The organism is Agromyces aurantiacus (assembly GCF_016907355.1).
Taxonomy (GTDB): Bacteria; Actinomycetota; Actinomycetes; order Actinomycetales; family Microbacteriaceae; genus Agromyces; species Agromyces aurantiacus.
Genome location: NZ_JAFBBW010000001.1, coordinates 1,387,885 through 1,402,958, shown reverse-complemented (window position 1 = coordinate 1,402,958; position 15,074 = coordinate 1,387,885). Strand labels below are relative to the sequence as shown.

Here is a 15,074-nt window from a genome sequence, read left to right as displayed (position 1 = left end):
GTCGTCCGCTCAGGCGACGTCCTGCCTGGGGAAGATCACCTTCTCGACGATGATGATGAGCGAGGCGGCGATGGGGATCGCCACGAGCGCGCCGAGGACGCCGCCCAGCGTGCCGCCCGCGACCGCCGCGATCACCACGAGCGCGCCCGGCACCGAGACCGCCCGGCTCATGATGCGCGGGCTCAGCACGTACGCCTCGACCTGCATGTAGACGAGGTAGTAGATCCCGGCCGCGATGCCCGTCGCAGGCGACGCGGCGAAGCTGAAGATCGTGATGATGATCGCGCCGGTGAGCGTTCCGACGAGCGGAACCAGCGAGCCGAGGAAGGCGATGAAGGCCAGCAGGATGGGGGCCGGCGCGCCGATGATGGTGAGGTAGATGAGGCTCAGCACGCCGTTGATCGACGCGAGGCTGAGCTGCCCGATCACGTACCGCCCCACCGACCCGGTGATCTCCTGCGAGACCTCGAGGAATCCGTTGCGCGACGAGGCCGGCACGAAGCGCGCGGCGTACCGCTTCATCGAATCCAGCGACGCGAGGAAGTACAGCGTGAGGATGAGCACGATCGTCGCGCCCGTCAGGCCGCCCGCGATGCCGGCGCCGACGGCCAGGATCCCGCCCGTCAGCGCCCCGATGTTCTTCGGGTCGCCGAGCCAGTCGCCGACCGTCGCGATCCCGTCCTCGATCCACGTCGCCCCGCCCGCGATCGAGCTGATCCAGGCCACCACGTCGCTGTTCTTGATGTCGGCGACGGTCTGGTCCCAGTTCTCGACGATCTTGGTCACCTGCTCGACGACGAGCGGCACGATGGTCGCGATGAGCGCCACGAAGAGGCCGATGACGAACACGAAGACGAGGAGGATGGCGACCCAGCGCGCCATCCCGCGCCGTTGCAGCCAGCTGACGATCGGGTCGAGGCCGAGCGCGAGGAACAGCGCCAGCGCGACGTAGAGGATGACGGTGCTGAGCTGGTTGACGATCCCGCCCAGGAACACCGCCAGCAGCACGCCGAGCGCCCCGACGAAGCCCATCCGGAAGGCCCGCACCCGGATCTGCGGCGTGCCGGCGGTCGCCTCGGCGGTCACCTCGGCCTGGACGGGCGGTTCGGGCTGCCGGACCGCTCCGGCGACGCGTCTCCACATGGCAGTGACGCTACGCGCGCGGCCCGCGGCGGATGGCTCGGCGCGCCGTCGGACGCGCCGAACGGGACCGTCGGATCGGCGTCATCATCCGAAGAGCGAGCCGCCGGCGGCCGTCACGGCGATCGCGATCGTGAGGCCGAGTCCGAGCGCACCGATGAGCGCGCCGGCGATGCCGACGAGCCAGCGCTGTCGCGCGCCTTCCTGCCGGTTCGCCGCCTTGGCCCAGACGGGCACGCGCCCCTTGCGCATCTGCGTCTCGACGATCATCGACCGGATGATGTCGCGCATGGTGCTCGCGACATCGTGGGCGTTCGGTCGCAGCGCGGGGTCGTCGGCGGTCATCGCGGCGAGCAGCGCGCGCCACTCGGGCGAGAGCGTCTCGGGGATCTCGGGCGACCGGTGCAGTCGTGCGAGTGCGGCCTCGATCGGCGTGCCGGCGTACTCGCGCTCGCCCTTCAGCGCCTCGAGCAGCACGAGCCCGAGCGAGTACATGTCGGTGGCCGCGGTGACGTCCTCGCCGCGAGCCTGCTCGGGCGAGATGTAGGCCGCCGTGCCCATGATGGTGCCGTGGCCGGTGAGCCTGGTGCCGTCGACGAACTGGGCCACGCCGAAGTCGGCGAGACGCGTGATGAGGGTGTAGCCGAAGGTCGGCGTCTCGTCGAGCAGGATGTTCTCGGGCTTGATGTCGCGGTGGATGACTCCGCGTCCGTGCACGTAGCTGAGCACGTCGGCGACCTGCGCGCCGATGTCGGCGACCTGTCGCGGCTTGAGGGGCCCGGACTGGATGCGGTGCGCGAGCGAGAGGCCCTCCACGAGCTCCATCACGAGGTACCGTCGTTCGACGCCCGCGTGCACCAGTCGGCCGGCGTCGTAGACGGGCACGAGTCCGATGTGCGTGAGCCCGCTCAGCAGGTTGATCTCGCGCTCGCGGCGCTGGCGGTCGGCCACGGTCTCGTCGGCGTCGCGGAAGAGCTTGACGGCCACGTGCCGCCCGAGCTCGTTGTCGCGGGCGCGGTACACGTCGGCCATGCCGCCCGAGCCGATGTGCTCGAGGAACTCGTAGCGCGGCGGCGGATCGGCCTGCTCGGCCTCGTAGGCGCCCGCGGGCGCCTCGGCACCGGCCGCCTCCTGACGAGCCGGTGCGGGCTCGGCCGGGGCGGGAACGACCGGCATCGCGCTCGGATCGGTCCGAAGCGCGGGGTCGGTGCGAACGGCCGGATCGCCCGTGGGGCCGGTCCGCCGTGCCGCGTCGGGTCGCAACGTGGGATCCGTGCTCACGCCCACCCCAGCGACACCGGGCAGGCCCTTCGGAAAGGGATGACCTTCGGGGGTCGACGACTCGCGCATGGCGCCTCTTCTCTTCGGCCGGGGGTGACCGTGTCCACGCGCACAGGTGCTGTAGGGAGTGCGTCGCTTCGCTAGTTTATCTAACTAGCAAGTCGCGAATCGTGGCACGTCGAGCAGTCTTCCGAATGCGGATACCCGGAGCAAGGAGGCACGGAGGGCTTGACATCCGTCGCAGCGCATGCTGGTCGCCCCTCCCGGTGCAGCCGAGCAGCGACGGAGGACTCAGGAGACCGAGCGCGCCGATTCGATGGCCGAGACCCGCGCCCCGGCGCCGGCACCGGACCCGGCCGCGTGCCCCTCGTCGCTCACGCTGTCGACGGCGTCGCGCATCTGCTCGAGGAAGCCCAGGACGGTGGCGGCCTCCTCGGCCTCGAGCGACTCGGCGACGTCGATCATCCGGCGGTGCATCTCGCCGAGCGTCGCGCGGACCTCGTCGTCGCTCGCGATCGTCGGCGCGATCACCAGAGCCCGGCGGTCGGTCGGGTGCGGACGACGCTCGACGTGGCCGCTGCGGACGAGCCGGTCGATGAGCACGGTCGTCGAGGCCGACGAGATGCCCAGATGCGCCGCGAGGTCCTTGGGGCTCACCGCCCGCCCCTCGCCCTCGCGCTTGAGCAGGAAGCGGATCGCAAGGAGGTCGGTCTCGCCCATGCGCATCGCCGAGCGCGTGCGGCGGCGCATCGCGGCTTCCGCGGCGCGGTAGTCGCGGAGCGCATTGAGCACCGCGACCCCCCGTCGCGTGCGATCGGTGGAATACCAGTACCCCGATGATCGCTCGCCAGTCATCTGCCCGATACTACACGACCTCGTTACTAGATCATCTAGGGATATTTCACCGAACCACGGTTGGCCGAACGATCTGCGCCCGGTCAGAACGACCGCTCGTACTCCCACGGCAGTCCGGCCATCCGCAGGCGATGGCGGCGCGCCTCACGAGCCGCGCCGGACGCGACCGCCCCCGCACCGGCCGAGGCGAACTCGTCGTCCTCCTGCCAGTAGAGCGTCGTCCGGTCCTCGCTGAACCGGCCCACGTACGCCGCGACCTCCCCGCGCCGCAGCGCGTCGAGCGCCTCGTCGACGGACCCGGCGCCGGTGAGCCCGTGCAGCGTGACCCACGTCGGCGGGTACAGCGTCAGCACCCCGGCAGCGTGCCGCGCGAGTGCGTCACCGGGTCGCATCCAGTCGACCGCGATGAGTTCGTCGGGTGCGGGCGCCGGCTCCCCACGCGGCGCGCGCGCCGCGAAGAACCGCGTGCGCAGCCGCTTGGGCACGCCCTCGGGCGGGCTCCACACGGCGAACTCGATGAGATCGCCAGCGTCGACCTCGAGGCCGACCTCCTCGCGCGTCTCGCGCACCGCGGCCCGCCGCGCGGCGGCCTGCGAATGGATGGAGTCGCCGGCACCGTCCTCATCGTCGACGACCCCGCCGGGGAACACCCATGCGCCGGCGAACGATCCCCGGTCGCGGGGACGCTCGCCCAGGAGCACCTCGACTCCCCCGTCACCGTCGCGCAGCAGCACGACCGTGGCCGCGGAGCCGACGTCGGGCACGGCGGGCGCGGGAGCAGGGGCGGCGTCGCGATCCATGCCGCCAGCCTATGCCGGGTCGGTACACTGCCGACGTGGCCGAGACCGCCGACGCTCCGCAGCTGCCCGATGGGGTGACGCTCGTGCGCGCCCCGAACCCGGGGCCGATGACGCTCGACGGCACCGACTCCTGGGTGCTGCGCAGGTCCGGTGCCCCGGGTTCGGTGGTGATCGACCCGGGCCCCGCAGATGCGGCGCACCTCGCGCGTCTTGCCGAGGGCGGCGTCGCGCTCGTGCTCGTCACGCACCGCCACCCCGACCACACCGATGCGGTCGACGCGTTCGCCTCCCTCACGGGCGCCCCCGTGCGGGCGATCGACCCCGTGTGGTGCCGCGACGCCGCCCCGCTCGCCGACGGCGAGCGGATCCGGGCGGCCGGCGTCGAGCTCGAGGTCCTCGCGACGCCCGGCCACACGTCCGACTCCGCGTGCTTCGCGCTCGTCGATCCGGATGCCGCAGCGCGCGGCGGCGGCCCGCTCGCCGTCTTCACGGGCGACACCGTGCTGGGCCGCGGCACGACGATCATCGCCCACCCCGACGGCGCCCTCGGCCCGTACCTCGATGCGCTTCACCGCCTGCGCGCGCTCGGCGCGGGCGGCGGCGTCACGGTCCTGCCGGGCCACGGGCCCGTGCTCCCCGACCTCGCGGCGATCTGCGACGCGTACCTCGCGCACCGCGCGGAGCGCCTCGACCAGATCCGCGAGGCGCTGGCGCGCCTCGGCGCCGACGCGAGCGCCGAGGCCGTCACCGACGACGTGTACGCCGACGTCGACCCATCGGTGCGCGGCGCGGCCGAGGCATCCGTGCGCGCGCAGCTCGAGTACCTGCGCACCCGCTGAACGGCGGGCGGGCCCGGAAAGGGATGAACGGGCGGATGCCGCGGCATCCGCCCGCCCCGCTGCCCGTCAGTCGACCGGCTGCGCCTCCTTCACGGTGCCCGTGTCGTCGACGTACTGCTGGTGCAGGTGCACGGGCTCGACGGGCTTCTCGGCGGCGCGCTTGGCCTTCCGCCGCGCGGCGGCGAGGTTCAGCAGCTCGACGAAGATGGCGAACGCCATGGGCATGTAGATGAGCGCCTTGTCGATCTTGACGCCGAAGCCGTCGGCGACGAGGAACACGCCGATGAGCAGGAGGAACGACAGCGCGAGCATCTTGACCGTGGGGTGCCGGTTGACGAACGAGAAGATGTATCGCGCCGCGAAGAGCATGATCGCGAACGACAGCACGACGACCGTGATGATCACGATCATGTTCTCGGTCATGCCGACGGCGGTGATCACCGAGTCGAGCGAGAACACGATGTCGAGCGCGAGGATCTGCGCGAGCACGGCGCCGAACGTCGCCGTGCCGGCGCCGGTGGTGTGCTCCTCGGCGCCCTCGAGCTTGTGGTGGATCTCGCTCACGGCCTTGTAGACGAGGAACACGCCGCCGGCGATGAGGATCAGGTCGCGCCCGGAGAAGCCCATGCCCCAGAGCGTGAAGAGGTCGGCCTTGAGCGTGATGATCCATCCGGCCGCGAACACCAGGCCGACGCGCATGAGCATCGCGAGCGTGAGGCCGAGGTTGCGCGCCCGCGCCTGCTGCTCGACGGGCAGCTTCGCCGCGAGGATCGAGATGAAGATGACGTTGTCGACGCCGAGCACGACCTCGAGCACGAACAGGGTCAGGAACACGGCCAAGAGGTCGGGCGTGAACTCGAGTGAGAAGTCCATGCCGTCCATTCTCCCCGAGGCATGGACGGGGCCGGATCGTCCGAAGGTTCAGTTCACGCGGGCGCCGTGCGGGATCGCGGCATGCGGACCGGCGAGCGACGGCGCGTGGGCCGACGGGATCTCCCCCGGCATTCCCGGGTGCGCCGCGCTCGTGAGGCAGATGCCCCCGGTGCTGTTCGCGGCGATCATCAGACGCTCGAGCTCGGCGTGGTCCAGGGGCGCCCGCTCCTCGGTGCCGAACTGCGCGATGAGGGCGCACGAGGGGTTGACGAACACCTGCTGCGAGTGGCCCTCCGGGTCGACCCACTGCAGGAGCACCGGTTCGTGCCGGCGCAGCTTCGCGATGATGACGGCGAACACGTGATCGAGCAGACCGTCGTCGAGCTCGATGGCGGCGACACGGTCGATTCGGATGAGGCCCACGAGTGCTCCCTCTGCGACGTCGGTCTCTCGGTGCGAAGGTCGGACCCGTGCGGTCCGGCGGGGATCGGTGGATGCCGCTCGCTGATAGCGTACACCCGCGGATGCCGCAAACCCCCGTTCGGAGGGCACGATCCCCCGCGCCGAGAGCCCGCTCAGGCGAGGTCGTCGGCCTCGGGTCCGGGCCCTCGCGACAGCGCGAGCGGCGGGATGGCGACGCCGAGCGGATGGCGCATCCACACCCGGCCCGTGCGACGCTTCTCCTCGCGCGTGGCGAACGTGAACAGCTCCGTGCGGGCCCGCACGGCGGCCGGCCGCGCGCCCGAGAACGGATCGTCCGCGAGCAGCCTCAGCGTGGCGGCATCCGCTTCGAGGAGCTTCTCGAGGAAGCGCACGAACCACTCCTCGTGGATGCGGCCGAGGGGCAGGAACCACATGAGCCAGTCCAGGCGGAGGTGGTACGGCGCGAACTGCCGCGGGACGCGACGCGGGTCGCCCGGCTTGCCCTTGAACCCGTACTCGCGCCATTCCGCCGCGGGATCGCGAGGGTCGTCTGCGGTGCCTTCGACGATCACCTCGACGCGCTCCTTCGTGACCGTGCCGAACGCGCCGTAGGCGTTCACGAGCATGAACCGGTCGAATGACGCGTTCATGAGCTGCCGTCTCGAGACGAGGTTCAGGAGCGGATGCCGGCTGAGCCACAGGAGGAGCGCGGTGACGACGAGGACGAGCACGATCCACCACGGCGGGCTCGCGACATCCGCCGGCGCCTCGAGCGCGTCGAGCGGCAGCCACGGCAACGCCCACTGCACCGCGGCGTCGCCGACCGCGCCGAAGGCGAGCACGATCGTGATCCAGTTCAGCCACGCGAAGTTGCCGGTGACCACGAGCCAGAGCTGCGTCGCGATGATCACCGCGGCCGCGACGGTGCGCACGGGCTGCGGCGCGAAGAGCAGGAACGGCACGACGAGTTGCGCGACATGGTTGCCGACCACCTCGAGCCGGTGGAACCACCTCGGCAGCAGGTGCGCCTGCCGGCTGAGCGGGCCCGGCATGGGCTGCGTCTCGTGGTGGTAGTACAGCGCGGTGAGATCGCGCCATTCGCGACCGCCGCGGATCTTGATCATGCCCGCGCCGAATTCGAGCCGGAACACGAGCCACCACACGAGCACGACGATCGGCAGCGGCGGCGGCACCTCGCGCGACCCGAGGAAGGCGACGAGGAACCCCGCCTCGCAGAGCAGCATCTCCCAGCCGAAGCCGTAGAACGTCTGGCCCACGCTCACGATCGAGAGGTACGACGCCCACAGGGTCAGGAACACCAGCATCGGCAGCCAGGGCGGGCCGAGCTGCGGCAGGCCGACGACGACGGATGCCGCGAGGATCAGGCCCGCGACGCAGAGGCCGACCAGCCTCGCGTCGCGGTAGCCCCAGCGCCGGAAGATCGTCGGGCCGAGGTATCCGCGACGGCGGGTGCGCCGGAGCAGCCCGACCTTCTCGCCGGCGCGCTCCGCGCGGACGCGCGCGCGTTCCTCGGCACCGCGCACCGCCTCGAGCAGCTCCGGGACGGGGAGCAGCCCGTGCTCGCCCAGCAGGGCGCGGAACTGGTTCAGGGTCGACAGGAACGCGACGAGGAACAGGGCCGCGATGCCGCGCTGCAGCACCTCCCGCGCGAGGTCGGCGTCGCGCGCGTCGAACCAGGAGAACCAGTCGGCCCAGCCCACGTCGTCACGCTAGCCCCGGGGACGCCGGCGGGCGCGGGCCGAACGGCCCGCGCCCACGCCCGCGCTGCAGCGAACCCGTCAGGCCGGCGGATTCGCGGGGTCGAGCGTCTCGATGGTCTCCTGCTCCACCGCGTTGTCGGCCTCGAGGTCGTTCGCGTCGGGGCCGGGATCGGTGTCGGCGGAGCCGCCCGGGGCGGGGGCGGACCCGGTGTCGCCGACACCGCCCGCCGCGGCCTGCTCGGCGTCGGCCGCCTCGCGGTCGGCCGTGTCGGGGTCGAGCATCGCGTCGCCGTGGCTGCCGCCGGTCGTGCCGCCCATCGTTCCTCCGGAGTCGATCATGCTTCCGCCGCCCATCGTGTTGATCGTGCCGGTCAGGTCCGGCGTGTCCTCGTTGAGATCGCCCGCGGGTGGGAGACGATCCTGGTCCTCCCACGGGTTCAGCGGGTCACCCATCAGCTCGTGCCTCCTCTGCTCGTCGTCGGTGGTTCCGACGCGTTCCACGTTGCGCCGCCGTGCCCGAGGGGTCAACGGGTTGACACCTCGGGCGGCGCGCCGAGCGCGGCGATGCGGCGGGTACGGCGATGCGGCGGGTACGGCGATGCGCCCCGGGCCGGGCGGCTCCGGGGCGCATCGTTTCCACGGGTCGAGGCCGCGACTCAGGCGACGAGCGCGACGCCCGCGTTCCAGCCGACCTTCTCCTGCACGGCGAGCGTGAGCTGGAGGAAGCCGACCGACTCGAGCTCGCGGGCGCGCGCGAGCGATCCGGCGTCGACCGCGTTCACGCCGCCGGCCCGCACGACGTCGATCAGCGACTGCTTGGCGAGCTCGTCGTCGCCGGCGACGAGGACGGTCGTGGGGTGCGCGTCGCCGACGGTCCTCGCGGCGAGGGTCGCGGCGAAGTTGGTGTTGAACGCCTTGAGCACGCGCGACTCGGGCAGCTTCGCGGCGAGCTCGGCCGCGGCCGAGCCGTCGGCCGGGACGACGAGCGAGTCGAAGGTCTCGAAGTCGAGCGGGTTGGTGATGTCGACGACGACCTTGCCCGCGAGCTGCTCGCGGCGCTCGTCGAGGATGCCGGCGAGCGCGGGGTACGGCACCGCCAGGATCACGATGTCGCCCGTGATCGGCTCCGCGCCGTCGCGGCCGACGAACTCGACGGTGTTGCCGCCCGCCGCGACGATGCCGCCGATGGCGGTGCCCATGTTGCCGTTTCCGATGATGCTGACGGTCGTCATGATGTCCTTCCCGCGCCATCCGACGCGATTACTTGTAGCGACAACCAACACGGTACTCCCAATCAGTTGTTGCGTCAACCAAGTGTGCGAGAATGGACGACATGACCGAGGACACCCGCTGGCTGAGCACCGAGGAGTCGGCGGCCTGGGTGCGACTCGTCGCACTCACCGAGCTGCTCCCCGGCGCCCTCGACGCCCAGTTGCTGCGCGACGCGCAGCTCACCCACTTCGAGTACGCCGCGCTGATGGCCCTCGCCGCCGCACCCGAGCGGACGATGCGCATGACCGAGCTCGCGTCGCGCACCAACGCGACGCTCCCCCGGCTCTCGCACGTGGCGCGCCGGCTCGAGGAGCGCGGGCTGATCCGACGCTTCCCGTGCCCGGAGGACCGCCGTGCGACCAACGCCACCGTCACCGAATCCGGCATGCGGCTCATCGCCGACGCCGCGCCGGGGCACGTCGAGACGGTCCGGCGCACGGTGCTCGACGCCCTGACGCCCGAGCAGCTCGAACAGCTCTACGCCATCGCCGGCGCGGTCCTCACGCGACTCGACCCCGACGAGCGGCTCTCCGCGACGTCCTGCCAGTTCAGCGAGGGTCCCGCGATCGCTCGCGCCGGCTGAGGCCGGACGCGCCGCCGTCGCGCGAGCCGGCCACCGAGCGAACCCCTCTTAAGTGGGTCATCGCCGCATCCGCTGCGTGATTAGCATGAAGCCATCGTGACCTGCGGGACGGCATTCGGCCGCGCCTGGATCACCTGTCCCGAGGAGGTCAGGATGAACGTGGTTCGAACGCTCGCCAAGCCGGTGGTGCTCGTGGCGGCAGTGCTCCTGGGCGTGGGATCGATGACGGCGCTGAGCGCGGCCGGGGCGGGCGAGGACACCCTCCGCCTGCACCTCGGCAGCGACGGCACGCGCTTCGTGTACAGCAACGGCGGCGATCCGATCACCCAGACCATCGCCGCGCCGAAGAACTGCCGCATCTCGGTGAACGGCCCCCTCGCCGCCATCACCGGCAGCGACCAGGGTCCGGGCCTGAAGGACGGCTCGATCGGCGTCAAGTCGGTCGGCTCGCAGGGCGTGCCGTGCTCGCGGATCGACGCGACCGAGGACCTCGCGGTCAGCCTCGTGGGCGTGCCCGATGCGGTGTCGGCGACGCTCGACCTCGAGTTCAAGGGCGCCGTGCGGGCCGACATCGTCGTGTCGCACAACGGCACCGAGGTCGACACGTTCCAGGTGCGGGCCGGCGGCGGCATCGTCGCCGGGGAGGGCATCGACGGCACGACGAGCGTGCCGTACGCGGCGACGGCCACCGCGGCGGAGCCCATCGTCAACTGCCGCAACGCCTCGGACTCTGGTCCGGACGCCGGCCCCAACGACAACTGCGCCGTGACCATCGAGCCCGATGCGGCGTTCGACGAGGTCGCCTTCCGGCCGCTCAGCGGCGAGGTCTCGCTCGAGGGCAGCTCCGACTTCGGCGACGACCCCGCGCACGACACCGTCTTCACGCTCAGCGAGTACGACGGCGAGCTCGGCTGCAGCGCCACCAACGACACCGCGACGATCGATCAGGGCAGCGTGTACGGCAGCTTCACGCGCGTGCAGAACACCGACGGATCCGACTGCGTGCTCAAGCCCTACAGCCTCGACGTCGACATCGCCGCCGAGACGCTGAGCTTCGTGCCGGTCGACAACCCCGATGCACCGCAGGCCGCGGCCTACCGGGGCACCGTCGCGTTCGCCCCGCAGGATTCGGGCAATCCCTTCACGAGCCAACTCGAGTACGACCAGGACGATGACGGCCCCCTCGACTTCACGTTCATGCCCTGGTGCACGGGCGATCCGTTCGCGACGCCCGACGCACCGGGCTCGATCGACACGTCGGTGATCCCGAGCGGCGACACGTGGTGCATCGTGTCCGAGGGCACCGCGATCGCGTCGGCGACGCAGACGCGCACGACGTGGAACATCGTCGGCGTCGGGGACCCGAAGATGCGCTGACCGGTGCGCAGGCGGATCAGGCCGGGGTGCTCGGCGTGGCGCCGACCACCCCGAGCTGACGGAGCACCGTCTCGGCCTCGTCCCGGATCGCGCGGGCCGCGGCGCCGTCCGGCATGAGTTCGGCCTCGATGAGCCGGAGCTGCGCGACCTCGAAGGCGAGGCCCTGCTCGCGCGCCTGAGCGAGTCCGGCCTCCACGGTGTCCCGAGCCTCGTCGACGCGGCCGACTGCGGCGAGCGCGAGCGCGCGCGTCCGCGCGATCGTGCTGCCGTAGAGCTCGGCCTCCCCGCCCGCGCCGCGCTCGGTCTCGACCAGCGTGTCGAGCGCGTCCTGCGGCCTCCCGGCGAGGACCAGCGCGTGCGCGACGAGGATCCCCGCCTCGATCGCCGACTGCACCTGGCCGGTGCGCGCCGCCTCGGCCCGCAGCGCGACCAGGCTCTGCATCGCCCCGTCATCGCCCCGGAGCAGCCTCAGCCGCGCGAGCTGGATCTCCGCGAAGATCGCGGCATCGACGAGGCCGTGCGCGCGCAGGACGCGGACCGACGGGACGAGCACCTGCTCGGCCTCGGCGAACCGCCCCTGGCTGACCAGCACCTCGCCGATGTTGGCACCGCAGGTCGCCGCCTCGGCCTCGTTCCCGGCACGCAGGAACGCGTCGCGGGCACGGGCGTAGAACCCCACCGCGTCCTCCCACCGCCCCTGCCAGTACGCCTGTCCGCCCAGGTTGTTCGTCACGACCGCCGTGCCCGGCAGGTCGCCGAGCTCCTCGTAGATGGCGAGGGCGCGCTCGCCGTACACCGCCTTCGCCGACTGGCCCAGCATCACGTAGGCCGCATCGAGCACCTGGTAGGACCGGGCCAGCGCCTCGCGTTCGCCCGAGGCCTCCGCTTCCACCATCGCCTGCTCCGCCAGCCGCACCGCCGCTGGCATGTGCTCCTGCAGCTGGCGGATCTGCGCGTTCAGGGCGTTCAGCCGGGCGGTCGCGCGAAGCGCCTCCGGACTGTCGAGGTCGCCGACGAGACGACGGCCGACCGTGAGGTCGCGATACGCGGGCGCGTACGACCCGGTGCGCGCCCGCGCCCTGGCGCGCTTGAGCAGCACGTCGGCGGAGCGGATCGGGTCGTCCCTGACCAGGCGCCCCGCCTGCCGGAAGGCGTCGACGGACTGCTCGAAGAGGCCGGCGAGCTCGAGCACGTCGCCGAGCGCCTCGGCGACGTCGGCGACCGCGATCGGCGGCAGGCCGGGCACGTTGCGGGAGGCGATCAGCGCGCGGCGGTAGAACGTCGCCGCCTCGAGGTTGGCGTAGATCTCCTTGGCGCGGTCGCCCGCCCGCCGGGAGGACTCCCACGCCTCGGGCCATCGGCCCGCCTCCGAGTAGTGGACGGAGAGGAGCTCGACCTGTCCGGCGCGGCCGCCCGACGCCGTCGCCGCGATCGCGTCGCCCACCTGCGCGTGCAGCTGCCGGCGCAGCTTGTACGGCAGGCCCTCGTAGGCGACATCGCGGATGAGGCTGTGCTGGAAGCGCACCCAGCCGCTGTCGTCGACCGAGAGGAAGTCCCGGAGCCGGCTGAGCGTGGCGGTCATGCGACCGGCATCGTCGGCCGAGGGCCCGAGCACGGCGGGCGCGTGCTCTCGCCGGAACCCCGCGCCGAGCACCGCGAGCCGCCGCAGGAGGTTGCGGTCCGGGGGCGGGAGCGTGTCGATCCGGGCCGCGATCAAGCCCTCCACGGATTGCGGGAGGTAGTCGACGGCGGCGCCCCCGCGCAGCGCGTGGAGCATCTCCAACAGGAAGAGCGGGTTGCCCTCGGCCCGCGCGGCCAGCAGGTCGACCTGGCTCGGGAGCAGCGGCGTGCCGGTGGTGGAGCGCTGGAGCAGGTCGCGGGCGTGGTCGGCGTCGAGGGCGCGGAGTTCGATGCGTTCCACGAACGGGGCCTCGGGCGCGATGAAGCCCGAGTCGCCCGGCTGTCGGCTGAGGACGACCAGCCACGGGGTCGACTCGATTCCCGACGTGAGCGAGGTGAGCAGGTCGCGGGACGCGTCGTCCATCCACTGGCACTCCTCGATCACGAAGAGCGTCGGCCGGTCGGCGGCGGCCCGCAGGAGCGCCGACACGGCCGAGCGCGTGCGCGCGGCCCGGAACTGGTCGTCCAGTTCGGCGACCTCGGGCGACTCGGGCAGCGTGAGGCCGAGCGGGATGCCGATGAGCGCGAGCCAGGGCTCGAGGTCGGGCGCCCGCGACCGCACGAGGTCGGCGAGCGCGGCCTCGGTCGCCGCGGGGTCGGGGTCGTCCAGTCCCCACGCCGCCCGCAGGAGGGCACGGAACGGGAAGTACGGCGTCGCCGTCTGGTACAGCCGGCACTCGGTGGCGACCACGCGCTCGGGACGGGCCGACGCGAGCATCTCGTGCAGGAGCCGCGACTTGCCCATGCCGACGTCGGCGACGACCTCGACCACGCCGCCGTGATACGCCTGGGCGCGGGCCCACGCGTCGAGCAGGACGGCCAGCTCCTCGTCGCGCCCGATGAGCGGCGCGGCGGAGGCCTGCTCCTGGCGTCGGCTGCCGGCGGGCTCGCCGACGGAGAGGACGTGGACGGGCTCCTGCTTGCCCTTCACCGCGAACGGCTCCGGTGCCGTGACCTCGAACGTCGTGCGCGAGGCGTCGAGCACCTCGGGCGTGGCGTAGATCTCCCCTGCCGGGGCTGCGGCCATGATGCGGGCGGCGAGGTTCACCGCGTCGCCCATGATCGTGTACGTGCGACGGTAGCCGGGCCCGACGGCGCCCGTGAAGACGTAGCCCGTGTTGATCCCGACCTGCAGGGGCGCCTCGGCGGGCGCCTCGGCGCGGATGTCGCGCACCGCCAGCAGCATCTGCTCCTCGTTGTTGCCCGCGGTATCGGGCACCCCGGACGTGAGGATCATCTTGCCGCCGTCGGCCGCGATGTCGGTGGCGAGGAAGGTGACGCCGTGCCGGTCGGCGCACTGCTGAACGGTCGCCATCAGGTCGTCGAGGACCGAGGCGGCGTGCGCCGGGTCGGCCTCCACCAGGCGGTCGAACCCGAGGTAGTGCAGGAACGCGATCGTCGCGGGTCGATGCTCGGGTTCGATCTCGCCGCTCAGCAGGGTCTCCCGGAGCCCACGGGGGATGAACTGCTCGAGGTCCACGGACGGGCTCCGGGCCGCGCGGAATCCGGACGGCTCGGCCTCGGGCCGCCGGACGAGCAGGCGGCCCGGGCCGCTGGCGGCGCCCACGCACGAGCCGGCAAGGAGGCGCGCGGTGTCCGCGCTGAGCAGGATCTGCGCGGCGGAGGCCGCGGTCTCCATCTGCACGGTGCGGGTGGCCGCGGGGCCCGCCACGACGAGCTCGCGATGGGATCGGCCGACCAGGAAGAAGTCGAACGCGCCGCTGTGGACGCCGATCGACATGCGCAGGGCCACCTTGCCCGCGCTCGTCGGGAAGACCCCGATGCGCCGAAGCTCGGCGCGCATGTCGAAGGCCGCGGCGGCCGCGCGGACGTGGTGGTCGTCGCCGGTGAAGAGGAGCAGCTGGGCGTCGCCGCCGAACTTCAGGAGGTTCGCGCCCAGGGCGTACGCGGCCGGGAGCAGCCGGTCGAAGGTGTCGTCGACGACCTCCGTGACCTCCTCGGCGCCGACGTGGCCGTGCCGCGCCAGCCGCTCCGACATCCGCGTGAAGCCCGAGATGTCGACCAGGGCCATCGTGCCCTCGACGCGGCGGTGCAGGCGCCCCGGGTTCTCCTCGTCCCAGTAGCGCACCAGCCTCGGCAGGTAGGGCTGGAGCACCTCGGTCGGCTCGGCGTCGGAGGCGACCGCATCGGAGGTCGTCATCACGATGCCTCCTTCGCGCGGGGGGACCTCCCGTGCAGCCAATGTAACCCCGCGGCGGGGTTGCGGCAC

13 protein-coding genes are annotated in these 15,074 nt (G+C 72.3%); 3 read left to right on the top strand and 10 right to left on the bottom strand.

The genetic code is table 11. The annotated features are described in order from the left end of the window. Positions 1–9: 9 nt before the first annotated feature. From JOD46_RS06745 to JOD46_RS06730, 4 genes are all read right to left on the bottom strand, one after another. Complete coding sequence (locus JOD46_RS06745; protein WP_204392728.1) at positions 10–1,143, bottom strand: AI-2E family transporter; 1,134 nt, start codon at positions 1,141–1,143, stop codon at positions 10–12. Between the two features lie 84 nt (positions 1,144–1,227). Next, positions 1,228–2,421 (bottom strand): serine/threonine-protein kinase, encoded by a 1,194-nt coding sequence (locus tag JOD46_RS06740; RefSeq protein ID WP_204392726.1) that lies wholly within the window; start codon positions 2,419–2,421, stop codon positions 1,228–1,230. Positions 2,422–2,712: 291 nt separating this feature from the next. Continuing rightward, positions 2,713–3,276 carry a MarR family winged helix-turn-helix transcriptional regulator gene (locus JOD46_RS06735; protein ID WP_204392724.1) on the bottom strand — a complete coding sequence of 188 codons (564 nt, stop codon included), beginning with the start codon at positions 3,274–3,276 and terminating at the stop codon, positions 2,713–2,715. A gap of 83 nt (positions 3,277–3,359) precedes the next feature. Beyond that, positions 3,360–4,076 carry an NUDIX hydrolase gene (locus tag JOD46_RS06730; RefSeq protein WP_204392722.1) on the bottom strand — a complete coding sequence of 239 codons (717 nt, stop codon included), beginning with the start codon at positions 4,074–4,076 and terminating at the stop codon, positions 3,360–3,362. 107 nt (positions 4,077–4,183) lie between these two features. Here JOD46_RS06730 and JOD46_RS06725 point away from each other — a divergent pair, with 107 nt between their 5' ends. Next, positions 4,184–4,915, top strand: a complete 732-nt coding sequence (locus JOD46_RS06725; RefSeq protein ID WP_239563379.1) for an MBL fold metallo-hydrolase — start codon at positions 4,184–4,186, stop codon at positions 4,913–4,915. A gap of 66 nt (positions 4,916–4,981) precedes the next feature. Here the strand turns inward: JOD46_RS06725 and JOD46_RS06720 are convergent, their stop codons facing one another. The 5 genes from JOD46_RS06720 to JOD46_RS06700 all read right to left on the bottom strand — a co-directional run bounded on the left by JOD46_RS06720 (position 4,982) and on the right by JOD46_RS06700 (position 9,164). Then, a complete protein-coding gene (locus tag JOD46_RS06720; protein WP_204392718.1) occupies positions 4,982–5,788 on the bottom strand; it encodes a TerC family protein in 807 nt (268 codons plus the stop codon). Positions 5,789–5,836: 48 nt separating this feature from the next. Continuing rightward, positions 5,837–6,211 (bottom strand): DUF7882 family protein, encoded by a 375-nt coding sequence (locus JOD46_RS06715; RefSeq protein WP_204392716.1) that lies wholly within the window; start codon positions 6,209–6,211, stop codon positions 5,837–5,839. Between the two features lie 152 nt (positions 6,212–6,363). Then, complete coding sequence (locus tag JOD46_RS06710) at positions 6,364–7,932, bottom strand: lipase maturation factor family protein (protein WP_204392714.1); 1,569 nt, start codon at positions 7,930–7,932, stop codon at positions 6,364–6,366. A gap of 78 nt (positions 7,933–8,010) precedes the next feature. Continuing rightward, positions 8,011–8,385, bottom strand: coding sequence for a hypothetical protein (locus tag JOD46_RS06705; protein ID WP_204392712.1), 375 nt, complete (start codon positions 8,383–8,385; stop codon positions 8,011–8,013). Between the two features lie 203 nt (positions 8,386–8,588). Further along, on the bottom strand, positions 8,589–9,164 hold the full coding sequence (locus tag JOD46_RS06700) for an NADPH-dependent F420 reductase (protein ID WP_204392710.1): 576 nt from the start codon (positions 9,162–9,164) through the stop codon (positions 8,589–8,591). A 101-nt stretch (positions 9,165–9,265) separates the two neighbouring features. On the opposite strand from JOD46_RS06700, the gene JOD46_RS06695 reads away from it, so the two are divergent. Continuing rightward, positions 9,266–9,787: a MarR family winged helix-turn-helix transcriptional regulator gene (locus JOD46_RS06695; protein WP_204392708.1), complete on the top strand. Its 522-nt coding sequence runs from the start codon at positions 9,266–9,268 to the stop codon at positions 9,785–9,787. A 153-nt stretch (positions 9,788–9,940) separates the two neighbouring features. Continuing rightward, entirely contained in the window at positions 9,941–11,164 is a 1,224-nt protein-coding gene (locus JOD46_RS06690; RefSeq protein WP_204392706.1) for a hypothetical protein, read from the top strand. Between the two features lie 16 nt (positions 11,165–11,180). On the opposite strand, the gene JOD46_RS06685 is transcribed toward JOD46_RS06690, so the two are convergent. Continuing rightward, positions 11,181–15,005 carry an adenylate/guanylate cyclase domain-containing protein gene (locus JOD46_RS06685; protein WP_204392704.1) on the bottom strand — a complete coding sequence of 1,275 codons (3,825 nt, stop codon included), beginning with the start codon at positions 15,003–15,005 and terminating at the stop codon, positions 11,181–11,183. Positions 15,006–15,074: the final 69 nt, after the last annotated feature.